General features: G+C 69.4%; 19 protein-coding genes. 17 read left to right on the top strand and 2 right to left on the bottom strand.

The window, feature by feature from the left end; all coding sequences use genetic code 11:
- Window positions 1-87: 87 nt before the first annotated feature.
- Complete coding sequence (locus P1K31_RS10375; protein WP_276303254.1) at window positions 88-1323, top strand: YhjD/YihY/BrkB family envelope integrity protein; 1236 nt, start codon at window positions 88-90, stop codon at window positions 1321-1323.
- A 59-nt stretch (window positions 1324-1382) separates the two neighbouring features.
- Complete coding sequence (locus tag P1K31_RS10370) at window positions 1383-2315, top strand: phosphatase PAP2 family protein (RefSeq protein ID WP_276303253.1); 933 nt, start codon at window positions 1383-1385, stop codon at window positions 2313-2315.
- A 357-nt stretch (window positions 2316-2672) separates the two neighbouring features.
- Here the strand turns inward: P1K31_RS10370 and P1K31_RS10365 are convergent, their stop codons facing one another.
- Window positions 2673-6827, bottom strand: a complete 4155-nt coding sequence (locus tag P1K31_RS10365) for a DNA-directed DNA polymerase II large subunit (protein ID WP_276303252.1) — start codon at window positions 6825-6827, stop codon at window positions 2673-2675.
- 184 nt (window positions 6828-7011) lie between these two features.
- Between P1K31_RS10365 and P1K31_RS10360 the strand changes: the two genes are divergently transcribed.
- Window positions 7012-7932 (top strand): NAD(P)-dependent oxidoreductase, encoded by a 921-nt coding sequence (locus P1K31_RS10360; RefSeq protein WP_276303251.1) that lies wholly within the window; start codon window positions 7012-7014, stop codon window positions 7930-7932.
- A gap of 478 nt (window positions 7933-8410) precedes the next feature.
- A complete protein-coding gene (locus P1K31_RS10355; RefSeq protein ID WP_276303250.1) occupies window positions 8411-9064 on the top strand; it encodes a methyltransferase domain-containing protein in 654 nt (217 codons plus the stop codon).
- A 621-nt stretch (window positions 9065-9685) separates the two neighbouring features.
- On the opposite strand, the gene P1K31_RS10345 is transcribed toward P1K31_RS10355, so the two are convergent.
- The gene (locus tag P1K31_RS10345) at window positions 9686-10945 is read right to left on the bottom strand and encodes a DUF7096 domain-containing protein (RefSeq protein WP_276303249.1); all 1260 of its coding nucleotides are present in this window, start codon (window positions 10943-10945) and stop codon (window positions 9686-9688) included.
- Between the two features lie 128 nt (window positions 10946-11073).
- On the opposite strand from P1K31_RS10345, the gene P1K31_RS10340 reads away from it, so the two are divergent.
- The 13 genes from P1K31_RS10340 (at window position 11074) to P1K31_RS10280 (ending at window position 24026) form a co-directional block, all read left to right on the top strand.
- Window positions 11074-12210, top strand: a complete 1137-nt coding sequence (locus P1K31_RS10340) for a helix-turn-helix transcriptional regulator (protein ID WP_276303248.1) — start codon at window positions 11074-11076, stop codon at window positions 12208-12210.
- A gap of 35 nt (window positions 12211-12245) precedes the next feature.
- Entirely contained in the window at window positions 12246-13040 is a 795-nt protein-coding gene (locus P1K31_RS10335; protein WP_276303247.1) for an electron transfer flavoprotein subunit beta/FixA family protein, read from the top strand.
- Complete coding sequence (locus tag P1K31_RS10330; RefSeq protein ID WP_276303246.1) at window positions 13037-13999, top strand: electron transfer flavoprotein subunit alpha/FixB family protein; 963 nt, start codon at window positions 13037-13039, stop codon at window positions 13997-13999. Before P1K31_RS10335 ends, P1K31_RS10330 begins: the two co-directional genes overlap by 4 nt.
- A gap of 301 nt (window positions 14000-14300) precedes the next feature.
- Window positions 14301-14516 (top strand): maltose acetyltransferase domain-containing protein, encoded by a 216-nt coding sequence (locus P1K31_RS22060; protein ID WP_379801545.1) that lies wholly within the window; start codon window positions 14301-14303, stop codon window positions 14514-14516.
- 146 nt (window positions 14517-14662) lie between these two features.
- Window positions 14663-15517, top strand: coding sequence for a polyprenyl synthetase family protein (locus P1K31_RS10320; protein WP_276303245.1), 855 nt, complete (start codon window positions 14663-14665; stop codon window positions 15515-15517).
- A 378-nt stretch (window positions 15518-15895) separates the two neighbouring features.
- Window positions 15896-16228: an ATP synthase archaeal subunit H gene (gene ahaH, locus P1K31_RS10315; RefSeq protein ID WP_276303244.1), complete on the top strand. Its 333-nt coding sequence runs from the start codon at window positions 15896-15898 to the stop codon at window positions 16226-16228.
- Complete coding sequence (locus P1K31_RS10310; protein ID WP_276303243.1) at window positions 16215-18419, top strand: V-type ATP synthase subunit I; 2205 nt, start codon at window positions 16215-16217, stop codon at window positions 18417-18419. Before ahaH ends, P1K31_RS10310 begins: the two co-directional genes overlap by 14 nt.
- 190 nt (window positions 18420-18609) lie before the next feature.
- Window positions 18610-18870, top strand: a complete 261-nt coding sequence (locus P1K31_RS10305; protein WP_276303242.1) for an ATP synthase subunit C-like protein — start codon at window positions 18610-18612, stop codon at window positions 18868-18870.
- A 21-nt stretch (window positions 18871-18891) separates the two neighbouring features.
- Complete coding sequence (locus tag P1K31_RS10300) at window positions 18892-19470, top strand: V-type ATP synthase subunit E (RefSeq protein WP_276303241.1); 579 nt, start codon at window positions 18892-18894, stop codon at window positions 19468-19470.
- A complete protein-coding gene (locus tag P1K31_RS10295; protein ID WP_276303240.1) occupies window positions 19467-20522 on the top strand; it encodes a V-type ATP synthase subunit C in 1056 nt (351 codons plus the stop codon). Before P1K31_RS10300 ends, P1K31_RS10295 begins: the two co-directional genes overlap by 4 nt.
- The gene (locus P1K31_RS10290) at window positions 20519-20848 is read left to right on the top strand and encodes a V-type ATP synthase subunit F (RefSeq protein ID WP_276303239.1); all 330 of its coding nucleotides are present in this window, start codon (window positions 20519-20521) and stop codon (window positions 20846-20848) included. The genes P1K31_RS10295 and P1K31_RS10290 overlap by 4 nt, the downstream gene beginning before the upstream one ends.
- Window positions 20845-22608 carry an ATP synthase subunit A gene (locus tag P1K31_RS10285; protein ID WP_276303238.1) on the top strand — a complete coding sequence of 588 codons (1764 nt, stop codon included), beginning with the start codon at window positions 20845-20847 and terminating at the stop codon, window positions 22606-22608. Before P1K31_RS10290 ends, P1K31_RS10285 begins: the two co-directional genes overlap by 4 nt.
- Complete coding sequence (locus P1K31_RS10280; protein WP_276303237.1) at window positions 22608-24026, top strand: ATP synthase subunit B; 1419 nt, start codon at window positions 22608-22610, stop codon at window positions 24024-24026. The genes P1K31_RS10285 and P1K31_RS10280 overlap by 1 nt, the downstream gene beginning before the upstream one ends.
- The last annotated feature ends 10 nt before the right edge of the window (window positions 24027-24036 follow it).

Genomic DNA, 24036 nt, shown 5'->3' with positions numbered 1-24036 from the left:
GTTCCCCTCGATTATATGTGATCATCCCGCGATTGCAGTAGCGTGAGCCAAGCGGCACCTCGCACGGTTACGATCGCGAAGGGGGTGGTGAACGGAATCCGGTCCGATCGGATCACCTTCATTGCCGCCAGCCTCGCCTACTACGCGTTCATCTCGCTGTTCCCGCTGCTGCTGTTCGGGCTGGTCGTCGCGTCGATCGTCGGCGGACAGGAACTGGCGAACGACCTCGCGCAACAGGCGAGTCGACAGCTCGGCAGCGAGCAGGTCGGCGAGATGGTGCGCGACGTCCTCACGAATCAAGCGGGTCGAAGCGGTGCGACGATCGTCGGGACGGTCACGCTCCTGTGGAGCGGCCTGAAGCTCTTTCGCGGACTCGACGTCGGGTTCTCGATCGCCTACCAGGCCCCGGGACCGTCGGGATTCGTCGATCAGCTCCGCGACGCGTTCGTGACGCTCGTCGCCGTGGGCGCGGGCATCGCGTTCACGCTCGGCGTCGGGACGCTGCTCTCGCTACAGCGGTACGATCTCGTCGTCGCCGGGGTCAACGTCCTGGGGGCGATCGGGACGCTCGTACTCCTGACGGGGTTGACGGTCACGTTCCTCCCGCTCTACTACTTCCTCCCTGACCCGAGCCTCTCGGTCGGTGACGCCCTGCCGGGCGCGATATTCGCCGCGATCGGCTGGACCGCGCTCCAGACCGGGTTCAGGGTCTACGCCGAACGGGCGGCCGCGTTCGAGGCCTACGGCGTCCTCGCCGGCGCGCTCCTGCTCGTCACGTTCCTCTACTTCGGCGCGCTCGTTCTACTGGTCGGCGTAGTGCTCAACGCCGTCCTTGAGGGACGGATCGACCCGGAGACCGGCCTCGACACCGTCGGCGAGGAATCGACCACCGAACCAGAACGATCACTCTCGCTCATGGCAGACGAAGACCTGGAACGACTCGAGACGGAACTGGACGACGAAGAACTCGCGGCCGAGGTTCGCCGCCTGCGCGAGCAGGTGGCCGAATTCGAGGCGGAGATCGAGGATCGAACCGTCCACCGCGACGACATCGAACGTGACCTGAAGCGCTACGTCCGCCAGCGAATGCGCCGGGGGAAGGCCCGCGGCTGGGGACCGTACCTCGTCCTCCTGTACGGCACTGCGATGACCCTCGGGGCGTTCTACTTCCTCGACAGCGGCGCGTGGGCGGTCGCCGCGATGCTCGTCGTCTGGCTCTCGACGCTCGGACTGTACGTCGTGTTCGTCGTGGTCGGACTCGGGCTGGACCTCGCGGGCGTCCCCGGTCGGCTTCGCGACCGCGTCCAGCAGTTCCGGAGCTGATCGGGGGCACCGGCTGTGGACCAGAGCCCTATTGATCCGTGGGACGCTACGGAGTCGTGATGCTTCCCGCGGGAGTGCAGGTCGCCGATCCGAGACGCGGTCTCGGCGTCACCGAGACGCTCGGTGCGGCGCTGCCCGACGCCGCGTTCGCGCTGTTCGTGGTGCTGACCCAGCTCGGCGACCCGTGGTTACTCGTCCTCGTCGCGGGCGCGACGTATCTCGTCGCCGATCGAGTGACCTGGATCGACCGCGAGCGGGCGGCGTACGTCGTCGCGCTGACGGTGACTGCCATGGCGCTCACGACGGCGCTCAAGGGACTGTTCGCGTTCCCGCGACCGCCGAGCGCGCCGATCCCCGGCATCGAGCCGCTGCCGACGATCCTCCGGGCGGTGTACGTCGACGCCGCGAACGCTGGCGGGTTCGGGTTCCCAAGCGGCCACGCGCTCGGCTCGACGGTCGTCTGGGGCGGGCTGGCGCTGGTCGTAGAGCGGTCCACTCCCCGCAGGCGGCTGGCGGTCGCCGCGGCACTCGTCGCCGTCGTCTCCCTCTCGCGGCTCGTCCTCGGCGTCCACTACCTCGTCGACGTGCTCGCCGGGGTCGCCCTGGGCCTGCTCGTCCTCCTCGCGACCGCTCGACTCACCGCGAGCGGACGGCGGCCGGAACCGGCGTTCGCGCTCGCGACCGCGAGCGCGCTCGGAGCCGTTGCCTTCGCGGGCGTCGGTCTCGTGCCGGTCGTCGAACTCGCGAGCGCCGTCGGCGGGTGGTTCGGCTGGCGCGCCGTCGCCGACGCCGAGGGGCGCGGGGGGCTCCTCCGCCGGTCGCTCCTCGCCGTCGGCCTCGGCCTCCTCGGCGGGGTCGTACTCCTGACTGCGGGGGCGACGCGCGCCGCCGCGGTCGTCTTCGTCGCCGTCGTCTCCGCCGTGGCCGTGGGGGTCACCCTCCCCCTCGCCGACGACCCCCGCCGAGCGCGACGGCCGACCGAGTCGAGGTGAGACGGCACGTGGGCGAACAGGCGACGCCGCGGCGAGGGCGATGCTCACGGGGCGTGGCGTCGCGCAACCGCAGACACCCCGCGACGGAAGTCAGCGCACGGGGACGCTGGTCCCCTTCTCGGTTATAAATGTACGCGACGGTAGACCGAGGTCACCACTGCTGTAGACGCCAGCGTGGCACCCGCGAGCGAGTGCAACGAGCGAGCGGACCGAGGAGCGACCGGCGTTCCCGCGAGCCGACGGCGAGCGGGAGCCCGCCGGACGAGCACCGCGAGTCCGGCGGTGGGAGCGAGGAGGGTTTTGATCCAGCTTTTGCCAGCGATGCGGCGAAGCCGCCGAGCGCAGCAAAAGGTGGGTTTACATGAAGTCGGCGATACCGCTCTGTTTGTTCTTGTCGTTCTCGAACACGCTCTCCAGGCTCTTCTGGAGCACTTCGAGGCGCTGTTTCGTGTAGTCGCGACAGTCGTACTCCTCGGCGACGCGAATCGCGGTGGTCATGTACTTGTTCACCGACCCCTGGTGGACGGTGAGGTTGACCCGGCCGCCGCACTCCCGGCAGTCGCCGGTCAGGGGCATCCGGCGGTACTTCTCGCCGCAGTCGAGACACCGCGTCTCCTGTCTGGAGAACGCACGGAGGTTCCCGATCAGGTCGGGCAGGAAGTGGTACTCGATGACACGCTCGGCGACGTCGGTCTCGTCCACCGCCCGGAGCTTCCGCGCGAGTTCGAGCTGCGCGTCCATCTTCTCCATCATGCTGCCGAGGGTCTTGTACGCCGAGAGCGCCGGCCCGAGCGCGACGTTCGAGGTGTCGTGGGTGTGATCGAACCCCACGTACTCGCGGTCGGTGCCGAGGGACGCCTCCGCGATGGTGATCTCGACCTCGTCGGGGTCGGCCAGTCGCCGCGTCGCCTCGTAGAACTCGCGGGGGTACTCCCGGACGACGTCCATGTTGTGCGCCTCGTCGTCGATCTCGGCGGGGTCGATGCGCGAGGACATGACGAGTGGCGCGTCCATGCTACCTCCGCGTTTGTCCGGGAGGAAGGATTTAGAGAAGTTCAGCAGGCCGTCCATGAGGAGCATGACGCAGTCCTCGTCGCCGTCACACTGGCCGACCCGTACTCCTTCGGCGACGAGATTGTGGGTGTTCGAGACGGTGAGACAGTAGGTGTGGTCGGTGTCGGCCCCGACGATCTCGACGCGACTCACGGCGTCCGTCGCGACGGCTCCGCCGTCGGCGGCTACCGGTCGACGCGCTGTGGTGGCTGTCGTCCCTCGGTCGACCGGCCCTACCGGTAACTCGTCACCGACCGCTAGTTCGCTCGCCGTGACGCGCTCGACGCCGTCGGCAGCGCGGAGCATCGTGTGCTCCGGCGTGACGGTGATCGACCGTCCGCCGCGCGTCTCGATCCTCACGAGGTGGTCGGGAGCGGGGTGCCGCGAGACGGCTTCGACCGGTTGCAGTCGCTCGTCTCCGCCCTCGTCGATGGACGGGACGACGACGTCACCGTCGAGTTCCTGCACGAGCGTTCCGAAGTCGTCCTCCCGGGGATCGTCCATGCGCTCCTCGACGAACTCCTCGATGCGCTCGTAGCGCCACGCTCCATCCTCGTCCCGGAACCAGATCTTCGTGTCGGGGTGGAAGCAGTTCCGCCGCTTCGCCGCGTGGAAGTACGGGTGGGCGTACCCCACCGCCGCGCTCGTGAAGCCGACGACCCGGCCGACGACCGCCGCGGAGGTGTGGGGTGCCATCCCGAACACGAGTTCGCCGACGAGGTCCTGTCGCTCCTCGACGTCGTAGAACGGTTCGAGCCCGTAGTACTGCTCTAAGAGCGCGTCGACGAAGTCGGCGGTCTTGAGCATGTGCTCGGCCGCGCCGTCCGAGAGGACGATGTCCTGGACGCGCAGTTCGACCAGCTGGTCGTCGTGGCGGAGCGGCTCGCCGTCCACGTCCGTCCCGTAGCCGAGCGCGCGGAGCTGCTCGACCTCGACGCCGAGTTCCGAGGCCCGGACGGCGGTGACGGGCAGGTCGGTCATGTCGTAGCGGACGGTGCCGTCCTTGAACGTCGAGACGCCGTGTTTCGCCCGGAGGACGCCCTTCTCGATGGGTTCGGGGACCTTCTCCGCGGAGGTGAGCCCCTTCACCCCCTTCAGGATCTCGAAGTTACCGGGGCGTTCGCCCACGTTCGCGAGCGCCTCGCGGTACTCCGAGGCGAGGTCGACGGTGCGGCGCTCGACGGCCTCCGCGTCGCGCTCGCAGCGCGGACAGACCGCACGGCCGGACTCGTCGCGCTCGGCGCGGACGCCGCAGCTGTAGCACTCGTAGACGGGGTCGGTGTGCGTCGAGCAGTCGGGACAGCGCGGCTTGAACGTCCGCTCGCCGCAGTCGGGGCACTCCCGCCGGGCGACCTGCACCTCGACCTGCCCGGCCGCGCCGCGCATCGAGTCGGTGTGGGAGGCGGCCTGGCCGAGGTTGCGCTGGTTGCCGCCGGCCTCGCCGATGGGAAAGAGCGCGTGGACCGCGGGGCTCATCTCGCGCTTCTCGGACTTCTCGGGGCGGCCCATCCGGTTGCCGATGCGCGTCGGCGCGCGCTCCCGCACCTCGAAGGCGGCGACCTCCGCCACCGCCCGCATCGCGCTCTCCCCGCCGTCCCAGGAGCGCGCCTCGGGGGAGAGGTCGTCCCAGGTCCGTTCGAGGTCGTCGGTCAGCCCCAGCGAGCGCAGCAGCGGGCGGGCGTCGGGGACGGTGACGGTCTCCTCGCCCCGCGTGTGCTCGACGAGGAGGATCTCGAGCGCCTCGCAGATCGCGTCGCCCCGCGGGACGACGAGCGCGTCCCGGTCGCCGTTCCCCGGTTCCGGGCCGCCGGGCATCGCCGCCCCGTCGGCGCGCGCGAGGTGCCCCGCCTCGACGGCGTCGACGAGCGCCTCGAACCCCTCGACCGGGAGGTCGTGCCAGAGGTAGGTGTACTTCGGGTGCAGCGGCGCGTCGTACCCGTGCGCCCACGACAGGGCCTCCTCGGCGCTCGGGTCCTCGAGATCGACGTGCGGGGAGTCCCGGAGCGCCTGCACGTCGCCCCCGGCGGCCTCGAGGTCCTGCACCCACCACTCGACGGTGTAGGAGGCGGGCGCGAGCGGGTGGTTGTTCTCGACGAATTCGCCGTAGTTGACGAGGTACTCGCCGAGGTCGATGATCGACTCGACACCGTTTCGCACCTCGAGGGCCTCCTCGGGGTCGTCGATGCGCCGGACGTCGCCGTTGGCCAGCCTGACCGTCGGCCCCTCGATGCTGTCGACGGGGACGACGCCCGCCGCCTTGCCGGGGCGCTCGGTCTTGATCTGCGTCCCGGTGGCGAGGAAGTCGTCCACGAGGTGCATCGTCGCGGGGTGGACGCCCGCCGTGGCGAAGCCGTGGTTGCGCGCCCGGCCGTAGCGAAGGCGGAAGCCCCCCGGCTCGCTCGGGTGGCCGAAGACGGGTCGCCCGGCGATGAGGTCGCGGAGGTACTTCCCGGCGGGTTCGACCCGCGGCGGGCCGTCGGGTCCGGCGGGCGCCGCGGGCGCGTCGCCGTCTCCCGCGTGGTTCCCGTCCTCCGCGTCGCCCGCGCCGTCTCCGTCGTCCTCGTCGCTCGCCGCGTCGCCCTCGCCCTCGTCGCCCCCGGCGTCGATTCCCCCGTCGCTCCCGATGGTGCCGTCGATGAGGTCCTGAAGCCACGGCCAGTCCACCTCGTCCAGGTTGCGGGTGTAGCGCTGGATCTTCGGCGCCTTGAGCGCGATCCCCTCCGCGAGGACGAGGCACATCCCGCCGCGCGGGGAGTTCGTGTCCACGCGCTCGAGGTCGCGGAAGCCCGAGACCTCCTCCTGGCCGGTCGCCTCGCCGTCGAGGCAGATCGGGGTGTGCTCCGCGATGAACTTCGTCTCCTCGTCCTTCGGGGAGTACTGGAGGCCCGTCTCCTTGTCGTAGAGGCCGACCTCCTCCGCGTAGCGCTCCACCTCGTCCGTCCGGGGTTTGAACCGATCGATCCCGAGCAGCGTCCGGGCGTAGTCGGCCACGAGCACCGACAGCGCCTGGGCGGTGCCGCCCGCGGAGCGGATCGGGCCGGCGTAGTAGACGCTCACGTACTCGGTGCCGTCGTCGTTGTCGTTCACCTCGACGCGGTCGATCCCCTCGATCGGCGCGGCGACCACCCCCTCCGTCAGGAGGGCGACGGCGGTGCGGACCGCCCCCTCGACCTTCCCGGCCTCGGTGTCGTAGTCCCCGACGGCCCCCTCGACGAAGTCCTCGACGAGCGCGAGGGCGGCCTCCTCGCGGGACATCTCGCCCTCGAGTTCGCGGACGCGCTCCGCGACGCCGTCGATGCCGAGGATGTTCTCGACGCGGTCGGCCATGTCCCGGGCGACGGGGATCTCGACCTCCGGCTTCGGGTCGCCCCCGCGGCGCTTCGCCTCGCTCGCGACGCCCATCGCCTCCTCCAGGCGCGACTCGATCCGGTCGAAGTACCGCCGATCCTCGGGCCTCATCGCGCGCGGACCGGGGGACCGTCTCTCGCCCGCTCGCGCTCGGCGTCGTCGCGAGCGTCCGATTCGTGCATACCCGTTCGATAACGGGCGGATCGCAAAAAGGTTGTATCTTCCTGACGGTCTTCGATACGGTTCGATAGCGGGTGACACAACACTTTTGCGGGCGTGCCACGCGCTCACGGGCATGCCCGAGAAGACGGTCGGATTCATCGGACTCGGTATCATGGGCCTGCCGATGGCCAGGAACCTGCTCGACGCGGGGTATCCCGTCGTCGGCTACAACCGCTCGAACGACCCCGTGGAGGAACTCGTCGAGGACGGCGGCGAGGCGGGCGACTCCCCCCGCGACGTGGCGGCGCGCGCGGACGTCGTCGTGACCTGCCTCCCCGACTCGCCAGACGTAGAGCGCGTCGTCCTCGGCGGCGAGACGGAGCCGAACCCCGTCGTCGACGGCCTGCGCGAGGGGACGACGGTGATCGACATGTCCACCATCTCGCCGACGGTCACCGAGCGCGTCGCCGAGGCGGTGGCCGAGGCCGGGGGCTCGATGCTCGACGCGCCCATCAGCGGGGGCGAGGAGGGGGCCGTCGAGGGGACGCTCTCGATCATGGTCGGCGGCGAGGCGGGCGTGCTCGACGAGCACCGCGACCTCTTCGAGGTGATGGGCGGGACGGTCACCCACTGCGGGCCGACCGGCGCGGGGCAGGTCACCAAGGCGTGCAACCAGATCGTCGTCGCCTGCACGAACGTCGCCGTCAGCGAGGCGCTCGTCTTCGCCGACAGGGCGGGCGCGGACCTCCAGGCCGTCGTGGACGCCATCAGCGGCGGCGCGGCGGGCTGCTGGACGCTCGACAACCGCGCCCCGCGGATGATCCGCGGCAACTTCGAACCGGGGTTCTTCGCCGACTACCAGTACAAGGACCTCCGCATCGCCACCGACGCGGGCGAGGCGTTCGGCGCGCCCATGCCCGCCACGGAACTCGCCCACGAACTCTACAAGTCGATGGTGACCAACGACATGGGCCGGGACGACAACTCCGGCGTGATGCAGGTGATCGAGCTACTGGCCGGGACGGAGGCGCGCGTGGACGGGGACGCGGGCTGAGTACCCTCTCGACCTGATTCTGTGGCCCGACCCCACTGACCTGACTTCCCCCTCCCGGTCGGCCCAGAGCGCGTGCCCGAGCGGCGCGAGGGCCGCGCGAGGGCGGGGGAGGGCTGGCGTGCGGGCGTGGTGCTGATCCCTGGCGGTCCCGTGAGCGAGCAGCGCGAGCGAACGGGAGCACGGGAGACTCGCTATGCCCGTCTCCTGGCGGATCGAAAGGGCGAGGGGGCTCGGGGAAGGCGGGCGACGTAAGCACGCGAACGAGCGACGCGAGAGAGCGCGCGCAACGAGCCCCCCGACCCGAGCCCCCGAGGGCTTTCGAGGTGGTTTCGAGGCGATCAGTGGCGCTGGTTCGGTCGTGGGCTGTCGGGACGTTCGAGGTATCGACGTCCGAATCGCGTCCACCGAAGACTGACCGACGTCCATCCCGCGACCGCGAATCCGCAGAACTATGCGCGGACGGTCCCAACCGCGGGCAATGGGAGTCCTCGAAGACAAGGCTCGCGCGCGGCTGTTCTACAAGTACCTCTCTACGGTGTACGATCGAGTGAACCCCTTCATCTGGAACGAGGAGATGCGCGCGGAGGCGCTCGACCTCGCCGAGGTCGAGGCGGGCGACGCCGTCCTCGACGTGGGCTGCGGCACCGGGTTCGCCACCGAGGGGCTGCTCGAACGCACCGAGAACGTCCACGGCCTCGACCAGAGCGTCCACCAACTGGAGAAGGCGTGGGCGAAGTTCGGTAGGACCGGCCCGGTGGACTTCTACCTCGGCGACGCCGAACGCCTCCCCTTCCGGGACGACGCCTTCGACGCCGTCTGGTCCTCCGGCTCCATCGAGTACTGGCCGGACCCCGTCGCCACGCTCGCGGAACTCCGCCGCGTCGTCCAGCCCGGCGGCACGGTGCTCGTCGTCGGCCCGAACTACCCGAAGTCGTCGATCGTCGGGCGGCTCGCGGACGCGATCATGCTCTTCTACGACGCCGAGGAGGCCGACCGCATGTTCGCCGAGGCCGGCTTCGAGTCGTTCGAACACCACCTCATGGGACCGAGCTACAGCCCCGAGATCGCCATCACCACCGTCGCGCGCGCACCCGGCGCGACGGACGAGGCCGTCGAGACCGAGTCCTCCTGAACGTCCCGCCGCCCGTCCCCTCCCCACCCTCTCCCCGCCGCGTCGTCCCGCCGCGCCGACCCGCGACGGCCCCGGCACGTACGACGCGATTCGCCGCGATCCGCCTCGGACGCGCGCTTCGAGGCGCGCGAGCGGCCGACCGTCGACCCACAGCCGAACCGTCACGAGCGACCCCTCCCGGAGCCGCGTGTTCGTCCCCGCCAGCCGGAGGCTCGCCGTCTCTCCCGGCCGCCACCGACCCGCCGTCGCGCTGTTGAACGCGCCCGTCGGGCCGCTCTCGAATCCGCGGGCCGCGAAGAACGGTACGGGGGGCTGGTGAGCGACCGGATCGCCGTTCACCCGGACGCGCATCCGGAGCGCGTCGGGATCGACGGGGTCGCCCCCGAGGTGCGTGAGGGCGATCGTCCCGGACGCGTCGGCGGAGAGCGAGAGGGCGACGCGAGGGGCGGGGTCGGCGGGCGCGGCGCGGTCGAGCACCAGCGCGCCCACGACGGCCGCCGTCGCGACGGTCAGCGCGAGGAGGAGCGCGACGGCGACCACTGGGGAGGCGGCGCGATCGGACACGGGACGTGCTGGTCACGTCTTCGGAGATAAATTCTCGCTTCCGACCCCTCGCCCGCGTCAGCCGGTGCCGTTCGTCGACCGGGAGTCCCGGACGGCGACCGTCGCCGTCCCCTCCTCGGCCGTCGCGCGGACGCCGACGACCGCGCGTCCGCTCGAGAGCGTCCAGAGTTCGCCGTCGCTCCCGGTCGTGCCGACGGGGTCGCCGTCGACGGAGACGGTCGCGTTGACCGGCGCGCCGGTGGCGTTCTCCAGCCGGACGAGCAGCGGTCCGCCGGCGTGGGTCTGCCCGACCGTGAGGTTGAGTTCGTCGGTGACGTTCGACGTGGAGCGCGTGATCGGAACGAACATGAGGTCCTTGCGCTGGTACTCGCGGAAGACCTGATCGCTCTGCCCGTCGAGGAACGTCGTGAGGTAGCCGTGGGGGTGGGAGAGCGAGACGCGGTAGACCTCCGCCATGCCGTGGATCCCGTCGTACGAGCGCGTCGAGGCCCACGGGTAGAGTTCGTTGACCCGGCCCGGTATCTCCATGATGTCGTCGCCCCGGTACCGGTCCGGACCGGTCGACGTTCGCCGGACGTCGCCGAGGTACGCCTCGCGCAGGTACACCGGCCGCCTCCCCCGGTCCGTGATCGTCGAGAGGACCAGGCCTGTGTCCGAGGTCTCGACGGAGACTCGCGTCGGCGAGGCCCTCCCGGCCGCAACGGAGACGAGGTGCTCGCGCACGGGGCCGTCGAGCGCGACGAGGTCCGCGCGGACGGCGTTGAGCCGTCGTTCGGAGACGGGGGCACCCCGAACCCGTTTTCGCAGCACGTTCAGCTGACCGACGAGCCGATCGAGCTGTTCAGCCTCGGCGTCGAGCTGGGCCAGCGTCCGGAGGTACCGGCTCGTCGACCGCTCCCCGGCGTTGAACGCGGAGAGCGCCCGTCGTTCCCGAGCGCGCAATTCCGCCGTCTCGTTCTCGACGTAGCGGGTGTATCGGAGGAGGAGCGCACGTCGCGCGTCGCGCGTCTCGGCGTCCCGGAACGCGGCGTCGAGCGCCTTCGATCGCACCTCCCCGCCGATCGCCGTCGCGTCCGCCGACAGGGCGGTGCCGACGTCGACGTCCGCCCGGTCGAAGTTGGGACCGATGACCGCGGTACGGTTCAGGTCGAGGTAGTTCGTGGTGTTGTTCGCGGTGACGACGGGGAGGGCGGCCGGAGCCGTCGCGACCGCCGCCGGAGTGGACGACGACGCGGACGACGCGCTGAGCGGTACTGCCGAAACGCCCGCCGAGAGGACACAGCAGAGCGCCAGCACCAGGCCGACGGTACGTCGCATCGTTCGAGAAATTCGCGTAATGATATAAAAATCCGACCCTCTCGTGGCCGATCCGGCGGGGCGGACCGACCGATTCGGCCGGTAATTCATCCGAATATATTACGGATGGAAAGGGTTTTCGTCCTCGGATGACCAGTCGGAGCCACATGCGGACCGGGTCGCGTCTCACCCTCGCCCTTCCCATCGCGATCTGTCTCCTCGTCGTGATCGGTGGGATACCGACCAGTGGGGCGGCCGCGCGGGCTCCCTCGTCGCTCGACCCGATCCAGACCATCCAGATCGACCTCCGGGCGGACGGCGACGCGCGGTTCACCGTCTCGGTCCGGTTCGCCCTCAACGACAGCAACCAGACGGCGGCGTTCCGCGACGTCGCGGAGGACTTCGAGTCGGGCACCGGTACCGCCGCGCTCCCGGTCGATGCCTTCAGACGGGCCAACTCGCTCGCCGCCGAGGCGACCGGGCGGGAGATGGCCTTCGAGAACGTCACGCGGTCGACGAACCTGACGGGCGTGAACGACAGCGACGGGCCGCGAAACGCGACGGGCACGCTCTCGCTCTCGTTCAGGTGGACGAACTTCGCCGTCGTCGACGACGACCGGATCCGCGTGGGCGACGCGTTCCGGACGCGCGACGGGCTGTGGCTCGACAGGTTGGACTCGAACCAGCGCCTCGTCGTCCGCCCGCCCGCGGGGTACTACGTCGAGAGCGCGCAGGTCGGGCAGGTGAACGGCGTCCTCACGTGGCGCGGCCATACCTCGCTCTCGCCGGACGAGCTGACCGTCGTCTACCGCGAGCGCGGGGTCGGAGAGCGTCGGGGCGACCCCACCGACCCGGACCTCTTCGCGCCGATCCTGGGCGGCGCGGCGCTCCTCATCGCGGTGTCCGTCGTCGGGATGTACGCCCTGCGACGGCGCGGCGGCCGCGGGCCGACGCCCGGGAACGGCGGGGCGGACGGCGGTGCGACCTCGACACCCCCCGGTCCCGACCCCGGCGGTGGCGTCGAACCGGGCGCGGACGCGGCGACGGACGGCCTCGACGTGGACGACGAACTGCTCAGCGACGAGGAGCGCGTCGAGCGCCTCCTCCAGTACAACGGCGGACGGATGCGTCAGGCCGACATCGTCACGGAGACCGACTGGTCGAACGCGAAGGTCTCACAGTTGCTCTCGCGCATGGACGAGGAGGGGCGCATCGACAAGCTCCGGATCGGGCGGGAGAACCTGATCAGCATCCCAAACTCGGAGGACGATAACGGTCGTTCCTAAACGTTTAACACCGCACGGGGGCCACTACCGGGTGCATGAAAATACTCGTCACCGTAAAGGAGGTGGCCGAGGCCGAGGACGACTTCGAAATCGACGGCCTCGACATCTCCGAGCGGTACCTCGAATACGACCTCAACGAGTGGGACGACTACGCCATCGAGGAGGCCGTCGGGATCGCGGAGGCGGGAGACGACGTCGAGGTCGTCTCCGTCACCATCGGCCCCGAGCGGAGCGAGGAGACCATCCGCATGGCGCTCGCGAAGGGGGTCGACCGAGCGATTCGCGTGTGGGACGACACGCTCGCCGGCACGGAGATGCTCGACGTGGGCGCGAAGGCCGACATCCTCGCGGCCGTCGTCGAGGCGGAGGAGCCGGATCTCGTCTTCACCGGCGTGCAGGCCAACGACGACGCCTTCGGGGCCACGGGGGTCGCGCTCGCCGACACCGTCGGCTTCGAGTGGGCGGCCGTCGTGAACGCTCTCGACCTCGACGCCGACGGTGGCGTCGCCCACGTCCACCGCGAACTGGAGGGCGGCGTCGAGGAACTCACCGACGTCGAACTCCCCGCGGTACTCACCATCCAGACCGGGATCAACGAGCCGCGGTACGCCAGCCTGCGTGGCATCCGGCAGGCCCAGCGCAAGGAACTCGACGTTCAGGAGCTCTCCGACCTCGGGCTCGACGCGAGCGTCGTCGAGTCGCCCGTCACCCGCACCGCGATGTACGAACCCGAAGCCGAGGGCGAGGCGACCGTCTTCGAGGGGAGCGCGGAGGACACCGCCGGGCAACTGGCCGACCTCCTGCGGGACAAGGGGGTGGTCGAGGGATGAGCGCCGACGACGTCCTCGCGATCGCCGAGCACCGCCAGGGCGCGCTCCGCGACGTGAGCCTCGAACTCGTCACCGCGGGGCGCGAACTGGCCGACCAGCAGGGCGGCGATCTCCACCTCGCCGTCATCGGCGGCGACGTCGACGGGTTCGCCGAGGAGCTGAACCGCGAGGGCGTGGACGTCATCCACACCGTCGCCGAGGGCGAGGAGTTCAACCACGACGTCTACGTGCAGGTCGCAGAACAGCTCGCCGCCGAGATCGCACCCGGTGCGCTCCTCATGCCCAACTCGGTCAACGGCCTCGACTACGCCCCGGCGGTCGCAGAGCGCCTCGGCGTGCCCATCGTCACCGACGCGATCGGCCTCTCGCGGGAGAACGGGACGCTCGAGGTGACCCGGGAGATGTACGGCTCGAAGGTGGAGACGACCGTGGAGGTCGACGCCGAGGAGGTCGCCGTCTCCGTCCGGCCCGCGGAGTGGCCGCAGGCCGAGGGCGACGGGAGCGCATCGATCGAGGCCTTCGACGCCGAGATCGACGAGTCGGCGGTGCGCTCGACGGTCACCGGCTTCGAGGAGGTCGCCGGCGGCGACGTGGACATCAGCGAGGCCGACGTGCTCGTCTCCGTGGGCCGCGGTATCGAGGAGGAGGAGAACATCGAACTCGTCGAGCGGCTGGCGGACGCCCTCGGCGCGACGCTCTCCTCCTCGCGCCCGATCGTCGACGCCGGCTGGCTGCCGAAGAACCGGCAGGTCGGCCAGTCCGGCAAGGTCGTCACCCCGAAGGTCTACATCGCCATCGGGATCTCCGGGGCGGTCCAGCACGTCGCCGGGATGAAGGGATCCGACACCATCGTCGCGATCAACACGGACCCGAACGCGCCGATCATGGACCTCGCCGACTACGCCATCGTGGACGACCTCTTCGACGTCGTCCCCGCGCTGATCGAGGAGTTCCAGTAGTCCGACCTTTTGCTCTGCGCTCGGGCCTTCGGCCCTCGCTCGGCAAAAGCTCGATCAAAAGCACTCGTCACTCACTTCGCGCTCGAAGAGCGCTCCGGAAGACTCGCCACGCTCGTCTTCCGTGCTCCCGCTCGCCTTCGGCTCGCGGGAACTCCGTTCGTTCCTCGGCCCGCTCGCTCCCGTTGGTCGCTCGCGGTGAGTGCGCTGGCGCACCGTCCGGGCCGTCGCGCTACGAGGAGGCGGAACGCCGCACCGGCCGGCCTAATTACTCACGTCGAGACGGCAAAACCAGGAATCAGGAATGAAATCGGAGAAGGAGATGATGCTCGACGGCGAACCGTACGACCCGCTCGACCCGCGACTGGTCGCGGAGCGCGAGCGAGCGAGGGGCCTCATCCCACCGTTTCAACCGGACGGGGGCGACCGACGGCGAGGCCGTCGCTGTCGGTTTCGTCCCTTTCCCCGGGCTCGCGGGGATCGTCGCTCTCGCTGGTTTCGTTGCGCGACGACGTGGTAGCGGGGAAGCCGGGGAGACATCGTTCCACGCTCTCACGAGGGGGGACAAACGCTTTGTGGCTCCACCGACCGCGTCCGCGCGCCACGCCCTCGAACCCTCCCGCGTTCCGTCACGTACTTGCCGCGCCGTCACCACCTTTATATACAATGGAATACCTGGAGTCCCGGCGGTCGCGCATCGAGGACCGCCTCGAGGAGGTCCTCGACGCGGTCGAGCCGCCGGAACTCGCAGATCGGGTGCGCCACGTCTCGCTGTCGGGGGGCAAGCGCGTCCGACCGATGGTGACGGTGCTCACCTGCGAGGCGGCGGGGGGGAACTCCGCCGACGCGATCGACTTCGCCGTGGGGGTCGAACTCGTCCACAACGCCTCGCTCGTCATCGACGACATCATCGACCGGTCGGAGCTTCGCCGGGGCGTCGAGGCGGCGTGGACGGCCTTCGGCTACGGGCCGGCGATCGTGGCGAGCGACGGGCTGCTCGGCGAGGCGTTCGCGCTCTTTTCGGCCGACGAGGAGGCGATGCAGATCGTGAGCGAGGCGATGGTCGAACTCGGTGAGGGCGAGGCGACGGAACTCGTCGCGCAGCCGAGCACCGAGGAGGAGTACATGACGCTCGCCCGGCGGAAGACGGGTGCGCTCTTCCGCGCCGCCGCCGAGCTGGGCGCAGTCGCGGCGGGAGCGGACGCCTACGCGGTCGAGTCGTTCGGTTCCTACGCCGAGGGGGTGGGCGTCGCCTTCCAGATCCGCGACGACGTGCTCGACGCGACGGCCGACGCCGAGGAACTGGGCAAGCCGACCGGCCAGGACGAGATCATGGAGCGCCCCTCGCTCGTTCAGATCACGGACATGACCCCCGAGGAGGTGAACGAGCGCGCCTACGCGCAGGCCGACGACGCCCTCGCCGCCCTCCAGACCGCGACCGTGTCCGGCGAGGACGGGAACGCGCAGGCGCTCGAGTACCTGCGCGACCTCGCGGAGTTCGTCGTCCTCCGGGAGCGGTAGGGAGTGAGGTCCAGTTTCGTGTCAGCGTGAGATTGTGAGCGACTGCCAGGGGTCGTCGTGCGGTTCTGGCGGACTGGGAGGGATCAGCACCACGCCCGCGCGCCAGCCCTCCCACGCCCGCGCGCCGTTCGGCCACGCGCTCACGGCCGCGGCGGAGTATCATCGCGGTACCGTTGCGCTGTACCGCGAGCGACCAACGGGAGCGGGCCAAGGCAAGGAACCCTCGAAGGAGCGCCGACGGCGCGACTGAGGGGGTGACGCAGTGCTTTTGATCGAGCTTTTACAGCGGGTGCGCCAGAGGCGCACCCGCGTCGTAAAAGGTCGCGTCGGTTCGCAAATACCAAATAGGCCCTCGTCCAAGTTTCGTCTGACATAATTATGGCGAGACCCGAGGTTCTTGACCGCATCAAAGGGGCCGAGCGCGAGGCCGACGAAATCCTCGACGAGGCCGAGAGCGACCGCGACGACCGCATCGCGGAGGCGCGCCGGCGCGCCGACGAGATCCGCGCGCAGGCCGAGGCCGAGGCCGACGAGTACGAGGCCGAGCGGCTCGCCGAGGCCCGCGCGGGCATCGAGGAGGAGCGCGAGGCCATCCTCGAGGCTGGTGAGGAGGAGCGCGCCGCGCTCGAAGCGAAGGCGAAAGACCGCGAGGACGAGGTCGTAGAGGAGGTGCTCGACCGGTTCAAGGAGGCCGTCCATGCTCAGACCTGAGCGGATGAGCCGGGTCTCGGTGACCGGCTCGAAGAAGGTCATCGACGACGCCATCGAGGCCGTTCACGACCTGAACCTGCTGCACATCACCGACTACGGCGGCGAGTGGGAGGCGTTCACCCCCGGCAACCCGCTGTCGGGTGCCGACCGGGCCGCCGAGAGGCTCGTCACCGTTCGAGCGCTCCAGAGCATCTTGGGCATCGAGGACGAGGACGCCGGCCCGGCCCGCATCGTCACCGAGGAGGCGCTTGAGGAGGACCTCGAGGAGATCCGCCGACGCGTCAACGAACTCGACGACCGGCGGGACGACCTGCGCGACGACCTGCGCGCGGTCGAGGACCGCACCGACGCGATGGAGCCGTTCGCGCGGCTCAATATCGACCTCGACCTCCTGTCGGGCTACGACTCGCTGTCGGTCGCCGCCGGCGAGGGCGACGCGGAGCGGGTCCGGAACGCGCTCGACGACGCGGGGATCGACGACTACCGCGTGTTCGCCGAGGACGGCGTCCTCGCCGTCTTCGCGCGCACCGACGAACTCGACGACGTCCTCGTCGGGACGGAGTTCGCGGCGTACGACATCCCCGACGCGGCGGGGACCCCGAGCGAGTACGTCTCCGAACTCGAACACGAGCGCAAGCAGCTCCAGTCGAAGCTCCGGACCGTCGAGAACCAGCTCGAGGAGGAGCGCTACGAGGTCGGCGGGTTCCTGCTCGCCGCCGAGGAGACGCTCGCCATCGAGGTCGAGCAGCGCGAGGCGCCGCTCTCCTTCGCGACGACGGAGAACGCGTTCGTCGCGGAGGGGTGGATCCCCACCGACCGCGTCGGGGACCTCGAAGACGGCCTCAAACGGGAGGTCGGCGAGCACGTCGACGTGGACGAACTGGAGGTCGCGCAGTACGACGGTCACGGCCGCGTCGTCGAGCGCGAGGATGTCGGCGGCGCGCCCGGCAGTCGACCGACGGCCGCCGCCGACGGCGGTGACGGCGCGGACGGCGACGAGGAGGTCGCCGCCGACGGGGGAACGGTCGACGCGGAGCGCGGCCCCCACGGCGAGACGACCCTCGCCCCGCCGGTCGTCCAGCAGAACCCCGGTCCGGTGAAGCCGTTCGAGACCATCGTCCAGGTCATCAACCGCCCGCGGTACTCGGAACTCGACCCGACGGTTGTCCTGTTTCTCACCTTCCCGCTGTTCTTCGGGTTGATGATCGGCGACCTCGGGTACGGGCTCCTCTACATCGCGATCGGCTGGTACATCTACACGAAGTTCGAGAGCGAGGCGATCAAGAGCCTCGGCGGCGTCGGTATCATCGCCGGCGTCGCCACCGTCGTCTTCGGCATCCTCTACGGCGAGGTCTTCGGGCTACACGTGCTCGGTGACGTCCTCTGGGGCGGCTCGCCGCCCATCCACAAGGGGCTGCAGCCGCACTACGAGGAGTACGCGTTCCTCTGGCTTGTGATCAGCGTCCTGCTCGGGTTGCTCCACCTGACCATCGGGTACGCGTTCGACTTCTACGAGCACCTGGACCACGGGTTCAAGGATGCGATGCTGCACAGCGGCTCCTGGATCCTGATGCTCGTCGGCCTCTGGGCGTTCGTCTTCAGCGACATCCTGCTCGACACTGCGCCCGCGTTCATGGTCGGCCCGCAGAGCGTCTTCAACGGCAACCCCTTAGCGCTCGGGTTCACCGGCTTCCCGGAGCCCGTCGGCTACCTCGGTCTCGCGGTGTTCGCGGTCGGCCTCGTGCTGCTGGTCTACGGCGAACCCATCGAGGGCGTCGAGGCCCTCAACGTGCTCGTCAACGGGCTGTCGTACACGCGGCTCGCCGCGGTGCTGCTCGCGAAGGCCGGCATGGCGTTCGTCGTGAACCTGCTCGCCTTCGGCGCGTACGAGCACGACGGCGAGTGGCACTTCATCTTCCCACACTCGCTCGCGTACGCCGAGGAACACGGCGAGGTGGTCTTCGGCGGGTTGATGACCGGTACGGGGCCGCTCGAACTCGTCGTCGGCGGGCTCGTCGGCGTCCTGATCCTGGTCGTCGGCCACGCCCTCGTGCTCGTGCTCGGCGTCACCAGCGCCGGCCTACAGGCGGTGCGTCTCGAGTACGTCGAGTTCTTCGGCAAGTTCTTCGAGGGCGGCGGCGAGGCGTACGAGCCGTTCGGCTACGAGCGGACCTACACCACCGAGGACTGACTCCTCGGGGACCCGGGGTTCTGCGGCCTTCTCTCACCCTCTCCCGAACCCTCAATATAGGTATTTCGAGAGGGTCAAACCTTACGATTCGCCGTTCTAGGGCGGCGTTGGCTGGTGAATTTGGGAAGCTTTATGAAGCTACTGAGTCGATTCCCAACTGTTCGGTTACGAGCGAACCATCCCGGAATCCATGCTAGAATTCGTCATCGCGTTCGTCAGCAGTATCGCACCGCTCCTTCAGCAGTCGGCTCCCGCCATCCCCCCGACGGCCGGCGCGGCCATCGCGGTCGGTCTCGCCGCGTTCGGTGCGGGGTACGCGGAGCGTGGCATCGGTGCCGCCGCGGTCGGAGCCATCGCCGAGGACGACGCCATGTTCGGTCGCGGCCTCATCCTGACGGTCCTGCCGGAGACGCTCGTCATCCTCGCGCTGGTCACCGTCTTCGTCGTCTAAACCCACCCGCCTTCTCACATTATGAGCCTTGAAACGGTCGTAGAGGACATTCGAGACGAGGCCCGCGCGCGTGCGGAGGAGATCCGTTCGGACGCCGACGAGCGCGCCGAGGCGATCGTCGCCGAGGCCGAGGCCGACGCCGAAGAGATCCTCGAAGAGCGAAAGCGGGCGGTGGAACGGCAGATCGACCAGGAGCGCGAGCAGAAGCTATCCAGCGCGAAGCTGCAGGCCAAGCAGGCGCGCCTCGAGGCGCGCCGCGACGTGCTGTCGGACGTCCGCGAGTCCGTCGAGCGTCGCGTCGCGACCATGGAGGAGGGCCGCGAGGAACTCACCCGCGCCCTCCTCGACGCGGCCGACGAGGAGTTCGACGCCGACGCCGAGAAGCGCGTCTACGGCCGCGCCGACGACGAGGCGCTGCTCGCCGATATCCTCGCGGACTACGACAACTACGAGTACGCCGGCGCGATCGAGTGTCTCGGCGGCGTCATCGTCGAGAGCGAGGGCTCGCGCATCCGCGTGAACAACACGTTCGACTCCGTGCTGGAGGACGTCTGGGAGGACAGCCTCCGCGACGTCAGCTCCCACCTGTTCGACCAATGAGCACGGCGAACGAGGCAGCGAACTACGAATACGTCACGGCGCGAGCGCGCGCCCGGAGGGCGGCGCTGTTCGACACGGACGACTACCGCAAGCTCGTCCGCATGGGCCCCGGCGAGATCGCCCGGTTCATGGAGGAGACCGAGTACGAGGAGGAGATGAACGCCCTCGGCGCTCGGTACTCCGGCGTCGACCTCATCGAGTACGCGCTCAACCGCAACCTCGCGAAGCACTTCAACGACCTGCTCGACTTCGCGGAGGGCACGCTCTACGACTACCTCGCGCGCTATCTCCGGAAGTTCGACGCGTGGAACGTGAAGACGGTCATCCGCGGGCTCTACTCGGACGCCGACCGGCAGGAGATCGAGGACGACCTCATCCGCGCCGGCGAACTCGACGACCGCACGCTGAACCGGCTCGTCGAGGCCGACTCGATCGAGACCGCCGTCGAGGTGCTCGACAACACGCTCTTCGGCGACGCCCTCGCCGCGGCCTACGACGACTACGAGGAGACGGGCGTGCTCGTCCCCCTCGAGAACGCCGTCGACCGCGCGTACTACCGGTCGCTCCTGACGGGACTGCCCGCGGAGCCCAACCGCGCGACGCGGCTCTACGTCGAGTTCCTGCAGGCCGAGATCGACTTCCGCAACACCCGAAACGCCCTCCGGCTCGCCCGGAGCGGCGCGGACATCGACCCCGCCGAGTACTTCATCCCCGGCGGTCGCCTCTTCGACGAGGGCGAACTGCGACAGCTCGTCGGCAACCCCGACCAGCTCGTCGAGCGCATTCGAACGAGCCCCTACGGCGACGACCTCGACGCGGCGCTCGATCAGCTCGACGCCGCGGGGAGCCTGATCGAGTTCGAGCGCGCGCTCGAACAGGCGCTGCTCGAGTACTCGCACACGCTGTCGAACCGGTATCCGCTGTCGGTCTGTCCGGTCCTCGCGTACATCCTGGCGAAGGAGCGCGAGGTCGACAACATCCGGGCCATCGCGCGCGGAACCGAGGCGGGCCTGTCGGACGAGGAGATCGAAGAGGAACTGGTGGTACGATGAGTCAGGAGATCGCGGTCATCGGCAGTCCGGACTTCACGGCCGGGTTCCGCCTCGCCGGGGTGCGCCGCTTCGCGAGCGTCCCCGACGACGATAAACCCGCGGAGCTCGATAGCGCCGTCGAACGGATGCTCGCGGACGACGAGGTCGGCATCGTCGTGATGCACGACGAGGACCTCGATCACCTGTCGCGGCAGGTGCGACAGGAGGTGGAAACGAGCGTCGAACCCGTCCTGGTCACGCTGGGCGGGACCGCCGGCAGCGGCGGGCTGCGCGAGCAGATCAAGCGTGCCATCGGTATCGACCTGATGGAGGAAGACCAAGAATGAGTCAAGCACAAGACATCGACGCCGAACAGCAAGAGGGCGTCATCGAGAGCGTGAGCGGACCGGTCGTGAGCGCAGTCGACCTCGACGCCCGCATGAACGACGTCGTCTACGTCGGCGAGGAGGGGCTGATGGGCGAGGTCATCGAGATCGAGGGGAACCTCACGACCATCCAGGTCTACGAGGAGACCTCCGACGTCGCCCCCGGCGAACCCGTCGTCAACACCGGGTCGCCGCTCTCGGTGGACCTCGGACCGGGCATGCTCGACTCCATCTACGATGGTGTCCAGCGCCCGCTCGACGTCCTCGAAGAGAAGATGAACAGCGCCTTCCTCGACCGCGGCGTGGACGCCCCCGGTATCGACCTGGAGCGGGTCTGGGAGTTCACCCCGACCGTCGAGGAGGGCGAGGAAGTCGCCCCCGGCGACGTCGTCGGCACCGTCCCCGAGACCGAGAGCATCGAGCACAGAGTGCTCGTCCCGCCGGGCTTCGAGGGCGGGGTCGTCGAGTCCATCGAGGCCGGCCAGTTCACGGTGACGGAGGCGATCGCCACGCTCGACAACGGCGAGGAGATCACCATGCGCCAGGAGTGGCCGGTCCGCGAGGCCCGTCCGACCGTCGAGAAGAACACGCCGCGCACGCCGCTCGTGTCCGGTCAGCGCATCCTCGACGGCCTGTTCCCCATCGCGAAGGGCGGGACGGCCGCCATCCCGGGGCCGTTCGGCTCCGGGAAGACGGTCACCCAGCACCAGCTCGCGAAGTGGGCCGACGCCGACATCGTCGTCTACGTCGGCTGCGGCGAGCGCGGCAACGAGATGACCGAGGTGATCGAGGACTTCCCCGAACTCGAGGACCCGACGACGGGGAAGCCGCTCATGTCCCGGACGTGCCTCATCGCGAACACCTCGAACATGCCCGTCGCCGCCCGCGAGTCGTGCGTGTACACCGGCATCACCATCGCCGAGTACTACCGCGACATGGGCTACGACGTGGCGCTGATGGCCGACTCCACCTCGCGGTGGGCGGAGGCCATGCGCGAGATCAGCTCGCGCCTGGAGGAGATGCCCGGCGAGGAGGGCTACCCCGCCTACCTCGCCGCGCGCCTCTCGCAGTTCTACGAGCGCGCCGGCAAGTTCGAGAACATCAACGGCACCGAGGGGTCGATCTCGGTCATCGGGGCCGTCTCGCCGCCCGGCGGCGACTTCTCCGAACCGGTCACCCAGAACACCCTGCGCATCGTGAAGACGTTCTGGGCGCTCGACGCCGACCTCGCGGAACGGCGTCACTTCCCGGCGATCAACTGGAACGAGTCCTACTCGCTCTACCGCGAGCAGCTCGATCCGTGGTTCGAGGACAACGTCGCGGCCGACTGGCCGGAGACGCGCCAGTGGGCGGTCGACGTGCTCGACGAGGAGGGCGAACTCCAGGAGATCGTCCAGCTCGTCGGCAAGGACGCGCTGCCGGAGGACCAGCAGCTGACCCTCGAGGTCGCGCGCTACCTCCGCGAGGCGTGGCTCCAGCAGAACGCGTTCCACGACGTAGACACGTACTGCGAGCCGGAGAAGATCTACCTCATGCTGACGGCGATCAAGACGTTCCACGACGAGGCGTTCGAGGCGCTCGACGCCGGCGTTCCCGTCGACGAGATCGTCGCCATCGAGGCCGCCCCGCGGCTCAACCGCATGGGGACGGCGGAGAACTACGAGGAGTTCATCGCCGAACTCAAGGAGGACATCACCGAGGAAGTGAGGGATCTCTACTGATGAAAGAGTACCAGACAATCACCGAAATCAGCGGCCCGCTGGTGTTCGTCGAGACCGACGAACCCATCGGCTACGACGAGATCGTCGAGATCGAGACCGGCGACGGCGAGACCCGCCGCGGGCAGGTGCTCGAAGCGACGAGCGACTACGTCGCCATCCAGGTCTTCGAGGGGACCGAGGGGATCGACCGCAACGCGTCGGTTCGCTTCCTCGGCGAGACGCTGAAGATGCCCGTCACCGAGGACCTGCTCGGGCGCGTCCTCGACGGCTCCGGTCGCCCGATCGACGGCGGCCCGGAGATCGTCCCGGAGGAGCGCCACGACATCATCGGCGCGGCGATCAACCCGGTCTCGCGGGAGTACCCCGAGGAGTTCATCCAGACGGGCGTCTCCGCCATCGACGGGATGAACACGCTCGTTCGCGGCCAGAAGCTGCCCATCTTCTCCGCGTCGGGGCTGCCGCACAACGACCTCGCGCTCCAGATCGCCCGCCAGGCGACGGTGCCGGAAGAGGCCGCCGAGGAGGGCGAGGAGGCGAGCGAGTTCGCGGTCGTCTTCGGCGCGATGGGCATCACGGCCGAGGAGGCAAACGAGTTCATGGAGGACTTCGAGCGGACGGGCGCGCTGGAGCGCTCGGTCGTCTTCATGAACCTCGCGGACGACCCCGCCGTCGAGCGGACGGTCACGCCGCGCATGGCGCTCACGACCGCCGAGTACCTCGCGTTCGACAAGGGCTACCACGTGCTGGTCATCCTCACGGACATGACCAACTACTGCGAGGCGCTGCGCGAGATCGGCGCGGCGCGCGAGGAGGTGCCCGGTCGCCGCGGGTACCCCGGCTACATGTACACCGACCTGGCGACGCTCTACGAGCGCGCGGGCCGCATCGAGGGCCGCGAGGGGTCGGTGACGCAGATCCCCATCCTCACGATGCCCGGCGACGACGACACTCACCCGATCCCCGACCTGACGGGGTACATCACGGAGGGGCAGATCTACATCGACCGGTCGCTCAACAGCCAGGGCGTCCAGCCGCCGATCAACCCGCTGCCCAGCCTCTCTCGGCTGATGGACGACGGGATCGGCGAGGGGCTCACCCGCGAGGACCACGCGGACGTCTCCGACCAGCTCTACGCCGCGTACGCGGAGGGCGAGGACCTGCGCGACCTCGTGAACATCGTCGGTCGCGAGGCGCTCTCCGAGCGCGACAACCGCTACCTCGACTTCGCGGACCGCTTCGAGACGGAGTTCGTCCAGCAGGGCTACCACACCGACCGGAGCATCGACGAGACGCTCGACATCGGCTGGAAGCTGCTCTCGATGCTTCCGAAGACGGAACTCAACCGCATCGACGAGGAGCTCATCGAGAAGTACTACGTCGAGGGCGAGTCGGAGACGGTCGAGGCGGCCGCGGACTAGAGTACCCTTC

Origin of the sequence: Halomarina halobia (assembly GCF_029338575.1) — an archaeon.
In the GTDB taxonomy this organism is placed as follows: Archaea; Halobacteriota; Halobacteria; order Halobacteriales; family Haloarculaceae; genus Halomarina; species Halomarina halobia.
Note: the sequence above shows the minus strand (reverse complement) of the source record. Positions and strands in the feature narration are given on the sequence as shown.

Coding starts and splice junctions, on each gene's coding strand:
- P1K31_RS10370 (WP_276303253.1), top strand. CDS start 1,383: ATGCTTCCCGCGGGAGTGCAGGTCGCCGATCCGAGACGCGGTCTCGGC.
- P1K31_RS10365 (WP_276303252.1), bottom strand. CDS start 6,827: ATGAGGCCCGAGGATCGGCGGTACTTCGACCGGATCGAGTCGCGCCTG.
- P1K31_RS10360 (WP_276303251.1), top strand. CDS start 7,012: ATGCCCGAGAAGACGGTCGGATTCATCGGACTCGGTATCATGGGCCTG.
- P1K31_RS10355 (WP_276303250.1), top strand. CDS start 8,411: ATGGGAGTCCTCGAAGACAAGGCTCGCGCGCGGCTGTTCTACAAGTAC.
- P1K31_RS10345 (WP_276303249.1), bottom strand. CDS start 10,945: ATGCGACGTACCGTCGGCCTGGTGCTGGCGCTCTGCTGTGTCCTCTCG.
- P1K31_RS10340 (WP_276303248.1), top strand. CDS start 11,074: ATGACCAGTCGGAGCCACATGCGGACCGGGTCGCGTCTCACCCTCGCC.
- P1K31_RS10335 (WP_276303247.1), top strand. CDS start 12,246: ATGAAAATACTCGTCACCGTAAAGGAGGTGGCCGAGGCCGAGGACGAC.
- P1K31_RS10330 (WP_276303246.1), top strand. CDS start 13,037: ATGAGCGCCGACGACGTCCTCGCGATCGCCGAGCACCGCCAGGGCGCG.
- P1K31_RS22060 (WP_379801545.1), top strand. CDS start 14,301: ATGAAATCGGAGAAGGAGATGATGCTCGACGGCGAACCGTACGACCCG.
- P1K31_RS10320 (WP_276303245.1), top strand. CDS start 14,663: ATGGAATACCTGGAGTCCCGGCGGTCGCGCATCGAGGACCGCCTCGAG.
- ahaH (WP_276303244.1), top strand. CDS start 15,896: ATGGCGAGACCCGAGGTTCTTGACCGCATCAAAGGGGCCGAGCGCGAG.
- P1K31_RS10310 (WP_276303243.1), top strand. CDS start 16,215: ATGCTCAGACCTGAGCGGATGAGCCGGGTCTCGGTGACCGGCTCGAAG.
- P1K31_RS10305 (WP_276303242.1), top strand. CDS start 18,610: ATGCTAGAATTCGTCATCGCGTTCGTCAGCAGTATCGCACCGCTCCTT.
- P1K31_RS10300 (WP_276303241.1), top strand. CDS start 18,892: ATGAGCCTTGAAACGGTCGTAGAGGACATTCGAGACGAGGCCCGCGCG.
- P1K31_RS10295 (WP_276303240.1), top strand. CDS start 19,467: ATGAGCACGGCGAACGAGGCAGCGAACTACGAATACGTCACGGCGCGA.
- P1K31_RS10290 (WP_276303239.1), top strand. CDS start 20,519: ATGAGTCAGGAGATCGCGGTCATCGGCAGTCCGGACTTCACGGCCGGG.
- P1K31_RS10285 (WP_276303238.1), top strand. CDS start 20,845: ATGAGTCAAGCACAAGACATCGACGCCGAACAGCAAGAGGGCGTCATC.
- P1K31_RS10280 (WP_276303237.1), top strand. CDS start 22,608: ATGAAAGAGTACCAGACAATCACCGAAATCAGCGGCCCGCTGGTGTTC.